The sequence below is a fragment of the Klebsiella sp. 7-CIP_Kleb. genome (assembly GCF_050378655.1).
Classification (GTDB): domain Bacteria; phylum Pseudomonadota; class Gammaproteobacteria; order Enterobacterales; family Enterobacteriaceae; genus Klebsiella; species Klebsiella quasipneumoniae.
On record NZ_JBNRLJ010000001.1, the window covers coordinates 439,916 to 455,221 of the forward strand.

General features: G+C 60.4%; 16 protein-coding genes. 11 read left to right on the plus strand and 5 right to left on the minus strand.

All coding sequences use genetic code 11. The features are described 5' to 3' along the window. Positions 1-12: 12 nt before the first annotated feature. Together ACQUTI_RS02160 and ACQUTI_RS02165 are read right to left on the minus strand one after the other, a co-directional pair. Positions 13-966 (minus strand): bifunctional helix-turn-helix transcriptional regulator/GNAT family N-acetyltransferase, encoded by a 954-nt coding sequence (locus tag ACQUTI_RS02160; protein WP_154041073.1) that lies wholly within the window; start codon positions 964-966, stop codon positions 13-15. A gap of 143 nt (positions 967-1,109) precedes the next feature. After that, a complete protein-coding gene (locus ACQUTI_RS02165) occupies positions 1,110-1,709 on the minus strand; it encodes an inorganic diphosphatase (RefSeq protein ID WP_428923191.1) in 600 nt (199 codons plus the stop codon). Positions 1,710-1,962: 253 nt separating this feature from the next. Between ACQUTI_RS02165 and adhP the strand changes: the two genes are divergently transcribed. From adhP to ACQUTI_RS02200, 7 genes are all read left to right on the plus strand, one after another. After that, the gene (adhP, locus tag ACQUTI_RS02170; protein ID WP_004202657.1) at positions 1,963-2,973 is read left to right on the plus strand and encodes an alcohol dehydrogenase AdhP; all 1,011 of its coding nucleotides are present in this window, start codon (positions 1,963-1,965) and stop codon (positions 2,971-2,973) included. A gap of 157 nt (positions 2,974-3,130) precedes the next feature. Next, positions 3,131-4,753 carry a TIGR04028 family ABC transporter substrate-binding protein gene (locus ACQUTI_RS02175; protein ID WP_048324359.1) on the plus strand — a complete coding sequence of 541 codons (1,623 nt, stop codon included), beginning with the start codon at positions 3,131-3,133 and terminating at the stop codon, positions 4,751-4,753. Positions 4,754-4,763: 10 nt separating this feature from the next. Further along, the gene (locus tag ACQUTI_RS02180) at positions 4,764-5,708 is read left to right on the plus strand and encodes an ABC transporter permease (RefSeq protein WP_004202661.1); all 945 of its coding nucleotides are present in this window, start codon (positions 4,764-4,766) and stop codon (positions 5,706-5,708) included. Beyond that, positions 5,705-6,553 (plus strand): ABC transporter permease, encoded by an 849-nt coding sequence (locus tag ACQUTI_RS02185; protein WP_017900524.1) that lies wholly within the window; start codon positions 5,705-5,707, stop codon positions 6,551-6,553. Before ACQUTI_RS02180 ends, ACQUTI_RS02185 begins: the two co-directional genes overlap by 4 nt. Continuing rightward, the gene (locus ACQUTI_RS02190; protein WP_017900523.1) at positions 6,550-8,166 is read left to right on the plus strand and encodes a dipeptide ABC transporter ATP-binding protein; all 1,617 of its coding nucleotides are present in this window, start codon (positions 6,550-6,552) and stop codon (positions 8,164-8,166) included. Before ACQUTI_RS02185 ends, ACQUTI_RS02190 begins: the two co-directional genes overlap by 4 nt. Continuing rightward, the gene (locus ACQUTI_RS02195) at positions 8,166-9,152 is read left to right on the plus strand and encodes a putative FMN-dependent luciferase-like monooxygenase (protein WP_023318360.1); all 987 of its coding nucleotides are present in this window, start codon (positions 8,166-8,168) and stop codon (positions 9,150-9,152) included. The genes ACQUTI_RS02190 and ACQUTI_RS02195 overlap by 1 nt, the downstream gene beginning before the upstream one ends. Before the next feature lie 9 nt (positions 9,153-9,161). Next, positions 9,162-10,253, plus strand: coding sequence for an alkylhydroperoxidase domain protein (locus ACQUTI_RS02200; protein WP_122542526.1), 1,092 nt, complete (start codon positions 9,162-9,164; stop codon positions 10,251-10,253). A gap of 6 nt (positions 10,254-10,259) precedes the next feature. Here the strand turns inward: ACQUTI_RS02200 and araJ are convergent, their stop codons facing one another. Continuing rightward, the gene (gene araJ, locus ACQUTI_RS02205; protein ID WP_122542528.1) at positions 10,260-11,414 is read right to left on the minus strand and encodes an MFS transporter AraJ; all 1,155 of its coding nucleotides are present in this window, start codon (positions 11,412-11,414) and stop codon (positions 10,260-10,262) included. 278 nt (positions 11,415-11,692) lie between these two features. On the opposite strand from araJ, the gene ACQUTI_RS02210 reads away from it, so the two are divergent. From ACQUTI_RS02210 to ACQUTI_RS02225, 4 genes are all read left to right on the plus strand, one after another. After that, positions 11,693-12,130 (plus strand): VOC family protein, encoded by a 438-nt coding sequence (locus tag ACQUTI_RS02210; RefSeq protein WP_004202671.1) that lies wholly within the window; start codon positions 11,693-11,695, stop codon positions 12,128-12,130. Positions 12,131-12,215: 85 nt separating this feature from the next. After that, on the plus strand, positions 12,216-13,034 hold the full coding sequence (gene ppk2 / locus ACQUTI_RS02215) for a polyphosphate kinase 2 (RefSeq protein ID WP_004202673.1): 819 nt from the start codon (positions 12,216-12,218) through the stop codon (positions 13,032-13,034). A gap of 177 nt (positions 13,035-13,211) precedes the next feature. Then, positions 13,212-13,397 carry a hypothetical protein gene (locus ACQUTI_RS02220; RefSeq protein WP_004202675.1) on the plus strand — a complete coding sequence of 62 codons (186 nt, stop codon included), beginning with the start codon at positions 13,212-13,214 and terminating at the stop codon, positions 13,395-13,397. Further along, positions 13,394-13,720 carry a CcdB family protein gene (locus tag ACQUTI_RS02225; RefSeq protein ID WP_428923192.1) on the plus strand — a complete coding sequence of 109 codons (327 nt, stop codon included), beginning with the start codon at positions 13,394-13,396 and terminating at the stop codon, positions 13,718-13,720. The genes ACQUTI_RS02220 and ACQUTI_RS02225 overlap by 4 nt, the downstream gene beginning before the upstream one ends. A 52-nt stretch (positions 13,721-13,772) precedes the next feature. Here the strand turns inward: ACQUTI_RS02225 and fdnI are convergent, their stop codons facing one another. Both fdnI and fdxH read right to left on the minus strand, forming a co-directional pair. Beyond that, a complete protein-coding gene (fdnI, locus tag ACQUTI_RS02230; protein ID WP_023318366.1) occupies positions 13,773-14,429 on the minus strand; it encodes a formate dehydrogenase-N subunit gamma in 657 nt (218 codons plus the stop codon). Next, a complete protein-coding gene (gene fdxH, locus ACQUTI_RS02235; RefSeq protein ID WP_023318367.1) occupies positions 14,422-15,306 on the minus strand; it encodes a formate dehydrogenase subunit beta in 885 nt (294 codons plus the stop codon). The genes fdnI and fdxH overlap by 8 nt, the downstream gene beginning before the upstream one ends.

Consider the following 15,306-nt stretch of genomic DNA (forward strand, 5'->3'; position numbering starts at 1 on the left):
GGCACCCCGCCCTTAGCCGGCGTTGCCTGACCGGGTAAACTGCTGCTCGGTCATCACCTTTCCCCACTGATCCCCCTGCCATTCGCGGGTTAACGTGAAGCCAAAGGACTCATACAGTTTGCGGGCCGCGTCCAGACCTTTAAACGTCCACAGCTGAACGGCGCTGAACTGACGACTATCGCAGAAAGCCATCGCCTCACTGAGGAGCCGCCTGCCAATGCCGGTTCCCCGACAGCTGTCATCGAGAATGAACCAGCGTAGATGCGCCTGCTGCTGGCCGAGATCCTCGCCATCGATCGCCACCGAACCGACAATCTTCCCCTCGCGCATCGCCAGCCAGATCTGGTTGGCCGGCGAGGAAAGCCGGGTGGCAAATTCCGCCACGCCGCTGGCAACCTTGCCTTCAAAAAAAGCGCCGAAGTCATGGTGCCGGGCGTAATACTCCCCGTGCATCTGGGCTATCCGACCGATCATCCCCGGCTGATAGCCGGTCACCAGCGAAATCTGCGGGGTCGTATCCGCCAGCGCAGTATCCCGACACTGCGCCAGCGCCTGCGCATAGGCCGCCAGTCCGCTGGCGACGGTCCGCTGCTGCGGCTCATCCAGATGGCCTAACGCCTCCACCACCCGGCGGGTAGCCCAGGCGTTGATCATCGCCACCGTATCGTGCCCCTTGGCGGTCAGCGCCAGCGATTTAGACCGCGCATCCTCCGCGCAGGGACGCTCCTCCAGCTCCCCGGCCGCCAGCAGGCGGGCGACCATCCGGCTGACGCTCGATTTTTCCAGGCCGAGCAAGGTCACCAGCTGGGCGGCAGTCATCGCCCCTCTAACCGACACTTCGAGCAGGGTATGCACCGCCGACGGCGAATAGTGGGTGGCGGCCAGCGTGGTGTTCATAAAACCCAGCTCGCGCACCATTAACCGTGAGGCGGTACGGATCTGTTGGATTAAGGAGGTGTCAGCCATAGCGATGCGTCCAGATCAAGATATAGTTGTATCATACAACCATCTATTGCAGGACGCGTCAAGAGGATAAACCCTCCAGTACGGCTGGGTAGCGTATCGGATGATGGAATGCTGCGGGCGCCGGACTGCGCCCGCGATGAATATTATTGCGGGTTCTTCCCCTTCCAGGCTTCCCAGGCCGATTTGATCTCCTGCTTCGCGGCGGCGGCATCATTAAACCCGGCCAGCTCGACCTTTTTCCGCCCCTCCGGCAGTTCTTTATAGACCCGGAAGAAGGCCTCCAGCCGCTGCTGCTCGATTTTCGGCAAATCGGCGATGGTCTTTATATCGTCATAGGTGGGATCAATTTTACTGGCCGGCACGGCGATGATTTTGTCGTCTTTCTCACCGCCGTCTACCATCTTAAGGACGCCGATCGGCCGCAGCTTAATCAGCGTGCCCGGGGCCATTGGCGCGCGGGTGTAAAACACCACGTCCAGCGGGTCGCCATCCCCGGCCAGCGACTGGGTTAATGAACCGTAGTTTGCCGGGTAAGCCACCGGCATCGACTGAAAGCGGTCGGCGATGATAAATCCTGTTTTGGCGTCGGTTTCATACTTAATGGTCCCGCCAGCCGGGATCTCGGTAACCGCGTAAAACTCTTCGGGATTGTTTTCCGGCTGCGGGAATTCCAGCACATTGTGAGCCTGTGCGGCGGCGGAAAAAAGCAGACCGGCAGTGAGGAGCGTTTTGACCAGATGCATTGTTGTATCACTCTGTTGTTATAAGAAATTGATGCGCAAAACAATAGTGTTGAGTGATGAAGAAAACATGACCATTCAGTGACGCTATTATTACCTACCAAAATTAGAGGTATTGTCTGAATTTTGTGCTATCGTTGTAGCAAAAAACCACATCCTGTACTAAAGCGCCTTGTTTTTTTCCCCATAGCGTCTAATCCTTATTAGGTAGTATTGCATTAATAAAATTAATCATTCCCCTCACAAGGAGACAGGCATGAAGGCAGCTGTTGTTACCCACGACCATCAGGTTAACGTTACGGAAAAAACGCTGCGCCCGCTGGAATACGGCGAAGCGCTGTTGAAAATGGAATGCTGCGGCGTGTGTCATACTGACCTGCACGTGAAAAACGGCGATTTTGGCGATAAAACCGGCGTTATTCTTGGTCATGAAGGGATCGGGGTAGTACAAAAAGTCGGCCCTGGCGTCACCTCCCTGAAGCCGGGCGATCGCGCCAGCGTGGCGTGGTTCTTCGAAGGCTGCGGCCACTGCGAATACTGTAACAGCGGCAACGAGACGCTGTGCCGCTCGGTGAAAAACGCCGGTTATACCGTCGACGGCGGCATGGCGGAAGAGTGCATCGTCACCGCCAACTACGCGGTTAAAGTCCCGGACGGCCTCGACTCCGCCGCCGCCAGCAGCATCACCTGCGCCGGGGTCACCACCTACAAAGCCGTTAAGGTCTCCCACATCAAACCGGGCCAGTGGATCGCTATCTACGGCCTCGGCGGCCTGGGCAACCTGGCGCTGCAGTATGCCAAGAATGTCTTTAACGCCAAAGTGATCGCCATCGACGTCAACGACGGCCAGCTGGAGCTGGCGGCCTCGATGGGCGCCGATCTGACCATCAACTCGCGCAATGAAGATGCGGCGAAAGTGATTCAGGAAAAAACCGGCGGCGCGCATGCTGCCGTGGTGACCGCGGTTGCTAAAGCGGCCTTTAACTCGGCGGTGGATGCCGTTCGCGCCGGCGGCCGCGTGGTGGCGGTAGGCCTGCCGCCGGAAGCAATGAGCCTCGATATTCCACGTCTGGTGCTCGACGGCATCGAAGTGGTCGGCTCGCTGGTCGGTACCCGTCAGGATCTGGTGGAAGCCTTCCAGTTCGCCGCCGAAGGCAAAGTGGTGCCGAAAGTCACCCTGCGCCCGCTGGAAGATATCAACGCCATTTTTAAAGAGATGGAGCAGGGTCAGATCCGCGGCCGTATGGTTATCGATCTGCGTAGCTAATCGCCAGCGCCTCTCCCGCCCGGGAGAGGCGCTTCCCCTCGCTTCCCGCCGCGAAAAGTAAATGCAATTTCCGCAAATGCTTAGCGCAATTCCTTGGTTCCTTTGTTTTTAGTCGCGCCCGATGATGGCAACACAATAGATAACAAAGGAATTCACCATGCATCGTCATTTTCGCCTGCCCGCGCTGGCCGCGCTGTTTCTTTCCGGCGCCTTCTCCGTCTGGGCCGCCGACACGCCGGTTAAAGGCGGTACCTTAATTTATCTGGAGCAGCAACCGCACACCAATCTCTATCCACCCGCCGGCGGCTTTTATCCAAACGGCGGCATTCTCAATCAGATCACCGACAAGCTGACCTGGCAGAACCCGAAAACGCTGGAGATTGAGCCGTGGATCGCCGAGAGCTGGACCAGTAATGCCGATAAAACCGAGTACACTTTCCACCTGCGCAAAGGGGTCACCTTCTCGGACGGTACGCCGCTGGATGCCGCCGCCGTCGCCAAAAACTTCGACACCTATGGGCTGGGCGATAAAGCCCACCGCCTGCCTGTCTCGGAGGTGATCAATAACTACCAGCGCAGCGAAGTGATCGACCCGCTGACGGTGAAATTTTACTTCAACAAACCGTCGCCGGGCTTCCTGCAAGGGACCGCCACCATCGGCTCCGGTCTGGTGTCCCTCAGCACCCTGCAGCGCAATTTTGAGGAGCTGGGCGATGCCCGGCATATCATCGGCTCCGGTCCCTTTGTGGTGCAGGATGAAAAACCGGGCCGCGAGCTGACGCTGGTGGCGCGCAAGGATTATCAGTGGGGGCCGAAAAACATCGCCCAGCAGGGGCCCGCCAACCTCGACGGCATCACCTATATTGTGACCCCGGAAGACAGCGTGCGCATCGGCGCGCTGCTGGCCGGCCAGGCGGGCTTTATTCGCCAGGTGCAGGCCTACGATGAAAAGCAGGCGACCGATCAGGGATTTAAGGTCTACGCCGCCCCTACCCGCGGGGTCAACGACAGCCTGAGCTTCCGCCCGGATAACCCTCTGGTCGCCGACCTGCGGGTGCGCCAGGCCCTGCTCCATGCCACCAACGCCAAACAGGTGGTGGAGACGCTGTTCTCCGCTAACTACCCGCAAGCCACCTCCGTGCTGGCCAGCTCTGCCGCCGGCTATGTCAATCTGAGCGATAAACTGACCTTCGACCAGGCCAAAGCCCGGCAGTTGCTGGATGAGGCCGGCTGGAAAGCGGCCGCCGACGGGATTCGCAGCAAAGACGGGCAGCGGCTGGCGCTGACGGTCTATGAGTCGCTCCCGCAGCCGCAGAATAAAGAGGTGCTGCAGCTGATCGCCCAGCAATGGCGCCAGGTGGGAGTCGCGTTAACGGTCAAAGCCGGGGATGCCGGCAGCCGTACGCTTGACAACCTCGACCCGCAGAAAACGCCGCTCACCGTTTCGGAAGTGGGCCGCGCCGATCCGGATGTGGTAAAAAGCATGTTTTTCCCCAACAACCGCGACGCGCTGCTGCAGAAAGGCGGCTCCAGCGATAAAGTACAGCACTTCCGCGATGATAAGCTGAACGATCTGCTGACCGGCATCTCCGCGGCGGTGGAGCCACAGCAGCGCCTGCAGTTAACCGGCGATGCCCAGCGCTATCTGATCGATAACGCCTATGTGATCCCGATTTTCGAAGAGCCGCAGGTGTTCGCCGGCGCGCCGTGGGTGAAAGGCGTCAGCTTCGAGGCCGTCGGTCGTCCGTCGTTCTACAGCGCCTGGCTGGATAAACATTAAGAGGCCGGATATGAGCGCTTATCTTCTGCGACGGTTCGGTCAGGGGCTGCTGGTCCTGTGGGCGGCCTTTACCCTCACCTTTTTCCTGCTGCAGGTGCTGCCAGGGGATGCGGTGCTGATCAAGTTTCAGAACCCGGACCTCGGTCTGAGCCCGGCGCAAATCGCCGACATGCGGCTGGCCTACGGCGCCGACAGCCCGCTGTGGCGCCAGTACCTGCACACGCTGCTGGCAATGCTGCACGGCGACTTTGGCTATTCCCTGCAGGCGGGTCTGGCGGTCAGTAGCCTGATTGCCAGCAACCTGCCGGATACCTTAAGCCTCGCCCTGCCGGCCTTCCTGCTGGCCGTGATCCTGGCGTTCACCCTCGCCTTCGCCTCGCGTCTGCCGGGGCTGCGCTGGCTGAGCAACCTCCTGCAGTCGTTGCCGGTGCTGTTTATCTCGCTGCCCACCTTCTGGCTGGGTATCGCCCTGATCCAGCTCTTTTCGTTTCAGTTGCGCTGGATCCCGGTGATCAACCCCGGTCCGCTGGAAGGGCTGATTTTACCGGTTATCGCCGTCGCGCTGCCCATCTCCGCCCCGCTGGCGCAGATCCTGATGCGCAGCATGGATCAGGTGGCGGTTCAGCCCTTCGTCGCGGTCGCCCGCGCCAAGGGAATGAGCGAAACCGGCGTCCTCTGGCGCCATGTGATGGGTAACGCCCTGCTGCCTGCGCTGAACATAGCCGGGCTGCTGCTGGGCGAGCTGATTGCCGGGGCGCTGATCACCGAGACCGTCTTCGGCCGTAGCGGCCTCGGGCAGCTGACCCAGCAGGCGGTCAATAACCAGGATATTGCTGTGCTGCAGGCGGTGGTGATGATCTCCGCCCTCGGTTTCGTCCTGATCAACCTGCTGGTCGACCTGGTCATGCCGCGGCTGGATCCCCGACTCCAATTACAGACCGGAGGTGTGAAATGAGCCTGGTCGACTATGCCATCGCGGTTCGCCGCCGCCCGGAGTGGCGCAGAGTGCGTCTGCAGCCAGGCCTGTGGCTGGCGTGGGCGGTGATGATCACCGCCCTGTTAATGGCCCTTGCCCCACAGTGGTTTACCTCCGCTAACCCGCTGGAAGGGATCCCCGGCGCTCAGCGCCTGGCGCCGCAGGCGCACTACTGGCTGGGCACCGACCAGTTGGGCCGCGACCTGTGGACGCGGGTGGTTTACGGCGCGGTACATTCTCTGTCGGCGGCGCTAATCGCCGTCGCCATCGGCCTGGTGGTCGGCACCGCCCTTGGCACCCTCGCCGGGGCACTGGCCGGACGTGTGGAATCCACCCTCATGCGCCTGGTGGATGTCCTGCTGGCCATCCCCTCGCTGCTGCTGCAGCTGACGGTGATCATTCTGCTGGGTTTTGGCACGGTGAATGCGGCGGTGGCGGTCGGCGTCGCGGCTATCGCCAGCTTCGCGCGCCTGGCGCGGGCGGAAGTGGTGCGCGTGCGCCACAGCGATTACGTCGAAGCGGCCCGGGGCAGCGGCGGCACCTTTCTCGCCATCTTCTGGCGTCATATCCTGCCCAACTCGCTCACCGCGGTGCTCGCCTTCGCAACGCTGCAGTTTGGTCAGGCGATGCTGGCTCTGGCCACCCTCAGCTTCCTCGGCTACGGCACCCCGCCGCCGGTCCCGGAGTGGGGATTACTGATCGCCGAAGGTCGTAATTACCTGTCGACCGCCTGGTGGCTGACCACCTTCCCCGGCCTCGCCGTGGTCGCGGTGGTTCTTGCCGCCAATCGTCTTAGCCGCCAGTGGAGTGGAGTACGCCCATGAACGTTCTGTCTGTTGAAGATCTGCGCATCAGCTACCGCTCGCGGGGCGAATGGCGCGAAGTGGTGCATAACGTCAGCTTTTCCATTCAGCGCGGCGAAATGCTGGCCTTCGTCGGGGAATCCGGCTCGGGGAAAACCACTACCGCGCAGGCGATTATCGGCCTGCTGGCGGATAATGCCCGCCGCGACGCCGGGCGAATTATTCTCAATGGCGAAGTGATTAGCGACTGGTCGGCAAAACGCCTGAACCGCCTGCGCGGAGTGAGCATCAGCCTGGTGCCGCAGGACCCAGGCAATTCGCTTAACCCGGTAAAAACTATTGGTCAGCAGGTGGAAGAGATTCTGCAACTGCATCAGTCCCTCTCCGCCGCCGAACGCCGGCAGCAGGTCCTCAACCTGCTCGCTAAAGTCGGGCTCAGCCACCCGGAACAGCGTCTTGACCAGTACCCGCATCAGCTGTCGGGCGGGATGAAGCAGCGGGTGCTGATCGCCATCGCCATTGCCCTGCAGCCGGATTTGATTATTGCCGACGAGCCTACCAGCGCCCTTGACGTCACGGTGCAGAAGCGCATTCTCGACCTGCTCGATATCCTGCGTCGCGAGTCGGGAACCGCCGTGCTGTTTGTCACCCACGATCTGGCGCTGGCCGCCGAACGCGCCGACCGGATCATGGTGTTTCGCCAGGGCGAGATTCAGGAACAAGGCGCCACCGAGACGATTGTCCGGCGTCCGCAGCACCCTTACACCCGCCAGCTGCTCCGCGATCTGCAGGACGCGCCGCTGAGGCTGACGGCGGATCGTCCTCGTCCGCTGGCCACGCCGGCCATTCGCGTCGACGGGATCAGCAAACGCTTCTCGCTGGGCAAACAGGCGCTGCAGGCGCTCGACAGCGTCAGCTTTGAGGTCAGGCGCGGCAGCACCCATGCGCTGGTGGGCGAGTCCGGCTCCGGGAAAACCACCCTGGCGAGGATCCTGCTGGGCTTCGAGCGCGCCGACGCCGGACAGGTGACCATCGACGGTATTGACGCCGGGCATCTTAGCCGCGAGGCGCAGCGTCAGCTGCGGCGCAAAATCCAGTTCGTCTATCAGAACCCCTTCGCTTCGCTCGACCCGCGCCAGACGCTGTTCGCGATTATCGAAGAGCCATTAAAAAACTTTGAGCGCCTCAGCGCGGCGACGCGTCGCCAGCGTGTGGAGAGCGTCGCCGCGCGGGTGGCACTGGCCCCGGAGCTGCTGTCGCGGACGCCGCGGGAGCTTTCCGGCGGCCAGCGGCAGCGGGTGGCGATTGCCCGGGCGCTGATCCTCGAGCCGGCGATCCTGGTCCTTGACGAAGCGACCTCGGCGCTCGACGTCACCGTTCAGGCGCAGATCCTCGCCCTGCTAGAGCAGCTACAGCAGCAGCTTGGTCTGAGCTATCTGTTCATTACCCACGATCTGGCGACGGTGAGGCGGATTGCCGACAGCGTCACGGTGCTGCGCGCCGGCCAGGTGGTGGAGCATGGCGACGTTGGCCGCCTGTTCGCCGCCCCGCAGCAGGCCTACACCCGCGAGCTGATCGCCGCTATCCCCCAGGTTTCCCCCCGCTTAGCGCAGCCCTATACGGAGAACGCATAATGCCTAAACGCCTCGGCTTTTTTACCCGTCTGCTCGATCAGGGCTCTGCGCAAACGCGGTACCGGCTGGCGGCCGAACAGATCCGCCACGCGGAGCGCGTCGGCTTCGACAGCGCATGGATTGCCCAACACCATTTTCATGAACAGGAAGGCGGCCTGCCTTCCCCGCTGGTGTTTCTCGCCCACGTGGCGGCGCAGACTGACCGCATTCGCCTCGGTACAGCCATTATCACGTTGCCGATGGAAAATCCGCTACGCGTCGCCGAAGACGCGGCGGTGCTGGATTTACTCACCGACGGGCGTCTGGAGGTGGGGTTTGGCTCCGGCGGCACGCCAACCTCATTTCTGCCCTTCGGCCTGACCAGCGAGCAGCGCGGAGCGGTGTTTGCCGACCATCTGCACCTGATCCACAGCGCCTGGCGCGGCGACACCCTCAGCCACCCTGACAACCATCTCTATCCGCCGGCGCCGCAGCTGGCGGCGCGAATCTGGATCGCCACCTTCTCGGTGGAGGGCGCCATCCGTGCCGGTCAGGCGGGACACGGGCTGATGCTGTCCCGCACGCAGCCCCGGCCGCCCGGTGAGCCGCGCCTGCCGCTGGACGCCATTCAGAACCCGATCATCGACGCCTATCTGTCGGCGCTGCCGGACGGCGTTGCGCCGCGGATCCTCGCCTCGCGCACCGCCTTTGTCGCTGACAGCCACGCCCACGCCCTGCAGGTCGCCGAACCCGGCCTGCGCAAACAGGCGGCACAGCACCGGGAAGCGGGTCATCGGATAGAAGGTGACAGTGTCACTGACTATCTGCAGCAGCTGGATGCCCACGTCGGCGATCCTGAGCATGTTATCGCCTCCCTGGCGCAAGACAGCGTACTGGCCCGCGCTACCGATATTTCGTTTCAGGTGCACTCGGTGGAGCCTTCGCACCGGGATACGCTGCGTTCCATTGAGCTGATCGCTCAGCATATTGCCCCCCACATCAGATAAGGAGTCACCATGACGCTGAGTCAGGATATTCTGGCCGAACTGGCGGAGATCGCCATCGGCTCCCCGCTCGATCAGGCGCGCGCAGTCCGCGACGCCGCCACCCGTCACGCCCAGGGAAGTTATGAAGTGCTGTTCAGCCAGCAGGATACTGACTTTCCTCTTGATGAACGCTTCGCCGTGGCCGCGAAGGTGGCGAAACTGCACCAGGCGGACGCGCTGGCGGCGCACTATGCCGGCTTCGGCCTTGCCGACCCGACCACGGACCGTCTGGTTCCGGCGCTGGCCTTTGCCCGCCTGCTGACCTTCACTCCTGTCGAAGCGACCCCCGCCGCGCTGCTGGCTCTGACAAAAGCAGGCTGGAGCCTGCGGGGCATCGTCACCCTGGCGCAGCTGGTGGCCTTTATCGGCTTCCAGAGCCGCCTGCTGCTGGGCCTGCGGGCGCTCAACCATCAGCCCATCGTCAGCGCCGACACGCCGGTGGTGGCCGGGTACTGGCACACCACCCCACAAACTCAAAGCGGCAAAGCGGCCCCGGTGCGTTTCACCCGTGATGAACTGCATTGGGAACCCTGGCTGGCGGATAAACCGCTGGCGGAATTTAGCCCTGAAGAACAGGCGATCCTGGCAAAATATGGCCATAGCGATTCGCCTTACTTCCGCCTGCTGGCGCGCAACCAGCCGGTGCTGGAGCAGCGGACGCTGACTGATAAAGGCATTTTCTATACCCCAGGGGGGTTGCCGCGCGCCGAACGTGAACTGGCCGCCACGGTGGCCAGTAAAATCAACGGCTGTATTTACTGCGCCTCGGTACATGCCCGCAAAGCGGCGCAGCTGGCGAAGGACGAGACCGCCGTCGACACGCTGCTGGCGGTGACGCCGGGAGACGATCTGCGCGGCGGGCAGTCGCCGCGCTGGCAGGCGGAGATCGATGCCGCCGCCGCGCTGTCGGTGACGCCGCCCGCGCTGAAAGCCAGCCATCTGGCTGCGCTTGATGAGCAGGGCTTAGATACCCTGGCCCAGCTGGATCTGCTGCAGTCAGCGGCCTTTTTCGCCTGGGCCAACCGGCTGATGCTGACGCTCGGCGAACCCTGGCGTGAGTAAGCGTCGTTAGCAAGCCTGTCGGCGCTGATGGCGACCGTAGATGAGCAAGGCGCTCATCGCCAGAAACGACAGCGTGGCGGCGGGAAGCGCCACGCTGTTCCAGCCGAACCCCCGGGCAATCATCATTCCGCCGCAGAAGGCGCCGATGGCGCTCCCGAGGTTAAAGGCGATCTGCCCCCCTGCCGCCCCCAGCATCTCGCCGCCTTTGGCGTTCTGCAGCAGCAGGATCTGCAGCGGCGCCGACAGGGCAAACAGCCCGGCACAGCAGAAAAACGCCAGCGTCAGCGAAGCGACTTTATGCTCCCCGAAGGCAAAGATCAGCAGCAGCGTCACGGCGATCGCCCCGTCAGTCATGGCCGCGATGCGCAGCGGACTGTAGCGCCCGGAAATTTTACCGCTGAACAGATTGCCAACCACCATACCCAGCCCCGCCAGCATCATAATCAGCATCATCCGGCTTTCGGCAAAGCCGGAGACGTTGAGCATAAAGGGCTTGATATAGCTGAACCACGCGAACACCCCGGCGTTACCGAACATGGTGGCGGCAAAAATCAGCCACGGCGCCGGGGAAGCCAGAAAACGGAACTGCTCGCGCAGCCGCGTGCTGGCCCGGTCATACAGCGTGGGCACCCAGCAGCAGATGGCCAGAAACACCGCGACGTTAAACACCGCGATAAGTGCGAAGGTATAGCGCCAGCTAAAGTGATGCCCAAGCCAGGTGCCGCCTGGGACGCCCACCAGGTTAGCGATCGTCATGCCGCCAATCATCCCGGCCACCGCGGCGGTCACCTTCCCTGGCGGCGCGATTTTCGACAGGATAATCGCGCCGACGCCAAAGAACGCCCCGTGGGGAAACCCGGAAACCAGCCGGCCTAGCGCCAGCATGGCGTAGCTACTGGAGAAGGTAAACAGGGTATTGCCGAGAATGCACAGGGCGGCGAGAAACAGCATCACCGATTTCAACGAAAACCGACTGGAGAGCAACGCCATGATCGGCGCGCCGATCACCACGCCGAAGGCATACCAGGCAATCATATTGCCGGCGGCGGGAATGGAAATCCCGACATCGCGCGCCATGTCCGGCAGCACGCCCATAATGCCAAATTCCGCCATGCCGAGTCCGAAAGTGCCCAGCGCCAGTGAAAAAATCGTTTTTTTCATACATCTTATAGGGGTATTGAGAGACGGCCGGCATTATTGACCATCCCGCCTCGCCACACCAGCTAAAAACGCCCGACGGCAGTATCCTCCATATAACGGCCTGATTCGTTCATGCGCTCGCCAGCGCCACTGTTGGCTTTCCTGCCGACGGCAGAGGCGCCTGGCGGTGGATAATCCCCTGTAAAAATTGGTGGGCACGCAGGGATACATCGCGGATTGATCTCAAGTTAACTTGAGGTTGTAAAGTCGAGACATCGTTCACCTCGGGAGAATCATCCATGCAAAATGTTGATGTCGGCTTTACCCATGTCGCCTTTACCGTCCGCTGTCTGGCCAGCAGCATCGATTTTTATACCCGCTATACGGCGATGACCGTTATTCACCAGCGCGAACCCGACCTCCCCTCGGCGCGTAAAGTGGCGTGGCTCAGCGATCGCACCCGACCTTTCGCCCTGGTGCTGGTGCAAAGTGATGACCCTGCCGACACGCCGCTGGGTCCGTTCGGCCATCTCGGCGTCGCCTGCGCCACCCAGGCGGAGATCGATGAGAAAGTCGCTCAGGCGCGGCGGGAAGGCGTTTTGCGTCGGGAACCGGAGCAGTTGGGCGATCCGGTAGGCTATTTCGCTTTCTTTGCCGACCCGGACGGTAACACCCTTGAGCTGTCGTGGGGGCAGCGGGTGGGACTGGAAGTCATCGCCGCGGGGAGCGCCCGCTAACCCGTCCCGGGCGGAATATTTTCCACCGCCTCGCCGGTGAAGGATTACACTTCAAAGGGATACCTCGGCAACACGGAGCATGGCGATGGGTAATAAGAAAAGCGGTAATCCGGTCGACGCGGCGGTGAAGATCGCCCCGCTTGACAATAAAGCGTATGAGAAGGCGTTGCGCAAGCTCCACGTGGAGCTGGTGAAACTGCAGCGCTGGGTGGTGCATAAAGGGTTGAAGGTGTGCATCGTCTTTGAAGGCCGGGACGGCGCCGGCAAAGGCGGCACCATTAAGGCGATCACCGAGCGCGTCAGCCCGCGTATCTTCCGGGTCGTCGCCTTACCCTCGCCCACCGAACGCGAGAAAAGTCAGCTCTATTTTCAGCGCTATATCAAGCATCTCCCGGCGGCTGGGGAAATCGTGATTTTCGATCGCAGCTGGTACAACCGCGCCGGCGTCGAACGCGTGATGGGCTTTTGTACCCCGGAGGAGGTGCAGAAATTTCTCGACGGCGCGCCGATGGTGGAGCGCGGCATGGTCGAGTCGGGCATTATCCTGCTCAAGTACTGGCTGGAGGTCTCCCCGCAGGAGCAGGAGCGGCGCCTGCGGGATCGCATCGACGACGGGCGCAAGATCTGGAAGCTCTCGCCGATGGACATCAAGTCTTTCAATCGCTGGGATGAATATACCGCCGCCCGCGACGCCATGTTCGCCGCTACCGACACCGCCTGGGCGCCGTGGTTCGTCGCCCGCTCCGAGGATAAAAAGCGGGTGCGTCTGAATATCATCACCCACCTGCTGTCGCAGATCCCCTACGAAGCCTTGCCAGTGGAGCATGTCACGCTGCCGAAGCGCAAAATTGGTAAAATGAAACAGACCAATTTTCCCTTCCGCTTTATTCCGGAGAAGTTCTGATTATTTCCCGCCGCGCTGGTAATACCAGCGCCGGGTTTATTACTATAACCATTAATATTTCAGGCGGTTACTTTCCTCTGGAAGCTGCCTCGCAAAATAAACATTAAAATTACTGCTGGCATTTATCTTTTAGTGAGTAAAGTGAATAATCACAGAACCAACCGCAAGGAGCCTATGATGAAAAGTAATACGCTACGTAAAAGACCCACTGACGTACCCGTCCAGAAGGTGTCAGTACAGCCAGGTAAGGATTTACGAGAAGCAGATAAACAGAGACAGCACAAGGAATTCATTGCCGCAATGAATGAATTTATTGCAAAAGGAGGCACTCTTACTGATGATGAATTTTTCAGGGTACTATGATGCTTGAACAATTCAATGTTTATCGAAATTGTTCTGCTCAGACAAATAAAACCCTGCCATATTATATGATTGTGCAGAATGATTATTATGCAGAACTGGCCACGAGAGTCATTATTCCTTTAATGCGACCACAACAGTTACCACGCTGGCATCAGCATGTCGTACCAAGGATAAATATTGAATTTGACAGCTTTTTACTTTGTACGCCAATAATCAGTAAATTAAATAATAAACGGATCCAGCCACAGGATTTCGTCTGCAATCTGAGTCATGCGCGCCAGGGCGTTATCGATTCAATCGATACACTTATCACGAACTGCTGACTGCCGGGAACCCGCTCCGACATCTCCGGAGCGGGTTTCGCGCCGTGAAGGCTTACTTCATCCCTTCGCGACTCTCTTTCATCGCTTCAAGGCGTTCGACATCGCGATACCAGCGCGGGTGGTGTTTCTTCGCCCAGCGGCGGCTGACTTTGCCTTCAATCATCCCCTTAATCGACCCCTTCACCCAGAACGCCATATACATATGGATAAGGATGGCGTGGATCAGAATAATGGCCGAAGTGGCGTGTATCAGCAGGCTATAGCGAATCACCGGAATCGGGAAATATTGGGCAAACCAGGGCCGCCAGATAATCACCCCGGTCACCAGCAGCACGAAAATCATGCTCATGATGGTCCAGAACATCATCTTCTGCCCGGCGTTATATTTACCGACCCGCGCCACCTTATGCTCGTTGCCTTTCAGCACCTCGACGATACCTTTCAGCCACGGAATATCCTGTTTATCCGGGATGTTGTGGTGGACAAAACGCACGAACATAAACATCAGGGCGACAAAAATCAGCACCCCAAAGAACGGGTGCAGGATACGCCCCATCTGCGGCGTGCCGAAGGTTTCCGTCAGCCACTGCAGCGTCGGGAAGAAAAACGATATTCCCGACAGCGCCACGAGGAAGAAAGCGATTACCACCGTCCAGTGACAGGCGCGATCGATAAAGGTCGTGCGCACTATCATCTTCGATTTACTCATCATGCTCCTCCTCGTCGTCGTCAACTTCCTTGTTCGGCCCGATACCGATGTAGTGATAGATAAGCCCGGCAAAGGTGGCGATAAAGCCCGCCGCCGACAGCGGCTTCAGCGCCCCCTTCCACAGATTGATACTGGTATCGATCTGCGGTTCCTTCGGCAGCTTGTGATACAGCTCGGGCTGGTCGGCATGATGCAGGACGTACATCACGTGGGTGCCTCCGACGCCCTGCGGGTTGTAAATCCCGGCCCTGGCATAACCGCGTTTTTTCAGCTTAGCCACCCGCTCCTCGGCCACCTCCAGCATCTCTTTCTTCGTACCGAAGTGGATCGCGCCGGTAGGACAGGTTTTCACGCACGCCGGTTCCTGACCGACGCTGACCCGGTCCACGCACAGGGTGCATTTATAGACCCGGTTATCCTCTTTATTGAGACGCGGTACGTTAAAGGGACAGCCAGCAATGCAGTAGCCGCAGCCGATGCAGTTTTCCTGCTGGAAATCGACGATGCCATTGGCGTACTGAATAATCGCCCCGGCGGATGGGCAGGCCTTCAGACACCCCGGCTCTGCGCAGTGCATACAACCATCCTTGCGGATAAGCCACTCCAGCTTGCCGTTCTGTTCGGTCTCGCTAAAGCGCATTACCGTCCAGGATTTGGCGCTAAGATCCGCCGGGTTATCGTACACCCCGACGCAGTGCCCCACGTCATCGCGGATGTCATTCCACTCGGAGCAGGCCACCTGGCAGGCTTTACAGCCCACGCAGGAGGAGACATCGATAAGCTTGGCGACTTCCGCCTTATGGTCCCGCGCGCGCGGCGCGGGGGTGATCGGGTTGGTCGCGGAGCGTTTAATAATGTCTTGTGTTTCCATCGCCAT

Coding starts and splice junctions, on each gene's coding strand:
- ACQUTI_RS02160 (WP_154041073.1), bottom strand. CDS start 966: ATGGCTGACACCTCCTTAATCCAACAGATCCGTACCGCCTCACGGTTA.
- ACQUTI_RS02165 (WP_428923191.1), bottom strand. CDS start 1,709: ATGCATCTGGTCAAAACGCTCCTCACTGCCGGTCTGCTTTTTTCCGCC.
- adhP (WP_004202657.1), top strand. CDS start 1,963: ATGAAGGCAGCTGTTGTTACCCACGACCATCAGGTTAACGTTACGGAA.
- ACQUTI_RS02175 (WP_048324359.1), top strand. CDS start 3,131: ATGCATCGTCATTTTCGCCTGCCCGCGCTGGCCGCGCTGTTTCTTTCC.
- ACQUTI_RS02180 (WP_004202661.1), top strand. CDS start 4,764: ATGAGCGCTTATCTTCTGCGACGGTTCGGTCAGGGGCTGCTGGTCCTG.
- ACQUTI_RS02185 (WP_017900524.1), top strand. CDS start 5,705: ATGAGCCTGGTCGACTATGCCATCGCGGTTCGCCGCCGCCCGGAGTGG.
- ACQUTI_RS02190 (WP_017900523.1), top strand. CDS start 6,550: ATGAACGTTCTGTCTGTTGAAGATCTGCGCATCAGCTACCGCTCGCGG.
- ACQUTI_RS02195 (WP_023318360.1), top strand. CDS start 8,166: ATGCCTAAACGCCTCGGCTTTTTTACCCGTCTGCTCGATCAGGGCTCT.
- ACQUTI_RS02200 (WP_122542526.1), top strand. CDS start 9,162: ATGACGCTGAGTCAGGATATTCTGGCCGAACTGGCGGAGATCGCCATC.
- araJ (WP_122542528.1), bottom strand. CDS start 11,414: ATGAAAAAAACGATTTTTTCACTGGCGCTGGGCACTTTCGGACTCGGC.
- ACQUTI_RS02210 (WP_004202671.1), top strand. CDS start 11,693: ATGCAAAATGTTGATGTCGGCTTTACCCATGTCGCCTTTACCGTCCGC.
- ppk2 (WP_004202673.1), top strand. CDS start 12,216: ATGGGTAATAAGAAAAGCGGTAATCCGGTCGACGCGGCGGTGAAGATC.
- ACQUTI_RS02220 (WP_004202675.1), top strand. CDS start 13,212: ATGAAAAGTAATACGCTACGTAAAAGACCCACTGACGTACCCGTCCAG.
- ACQUTI_RS02225 (WP_428923192.1), top strand. CDS start 13,394: ATGATGCTTGAACAATTCAATGTTTATCGAAATTGTTCTGCTCAGACA.
- fdnI (WP_023318366.1), bottom strand. CDS start 14,429: ATGAGTAAATCGAAGATGATAGTGCGCACGACCTTTATCGATCGCGCC.
- fdxH (WP_023318367.1), bottom strand. CDS start 15,306: ATGGCGATGGAAACACAAGACATTATTAAACGCTCCGCGACCAACCCG.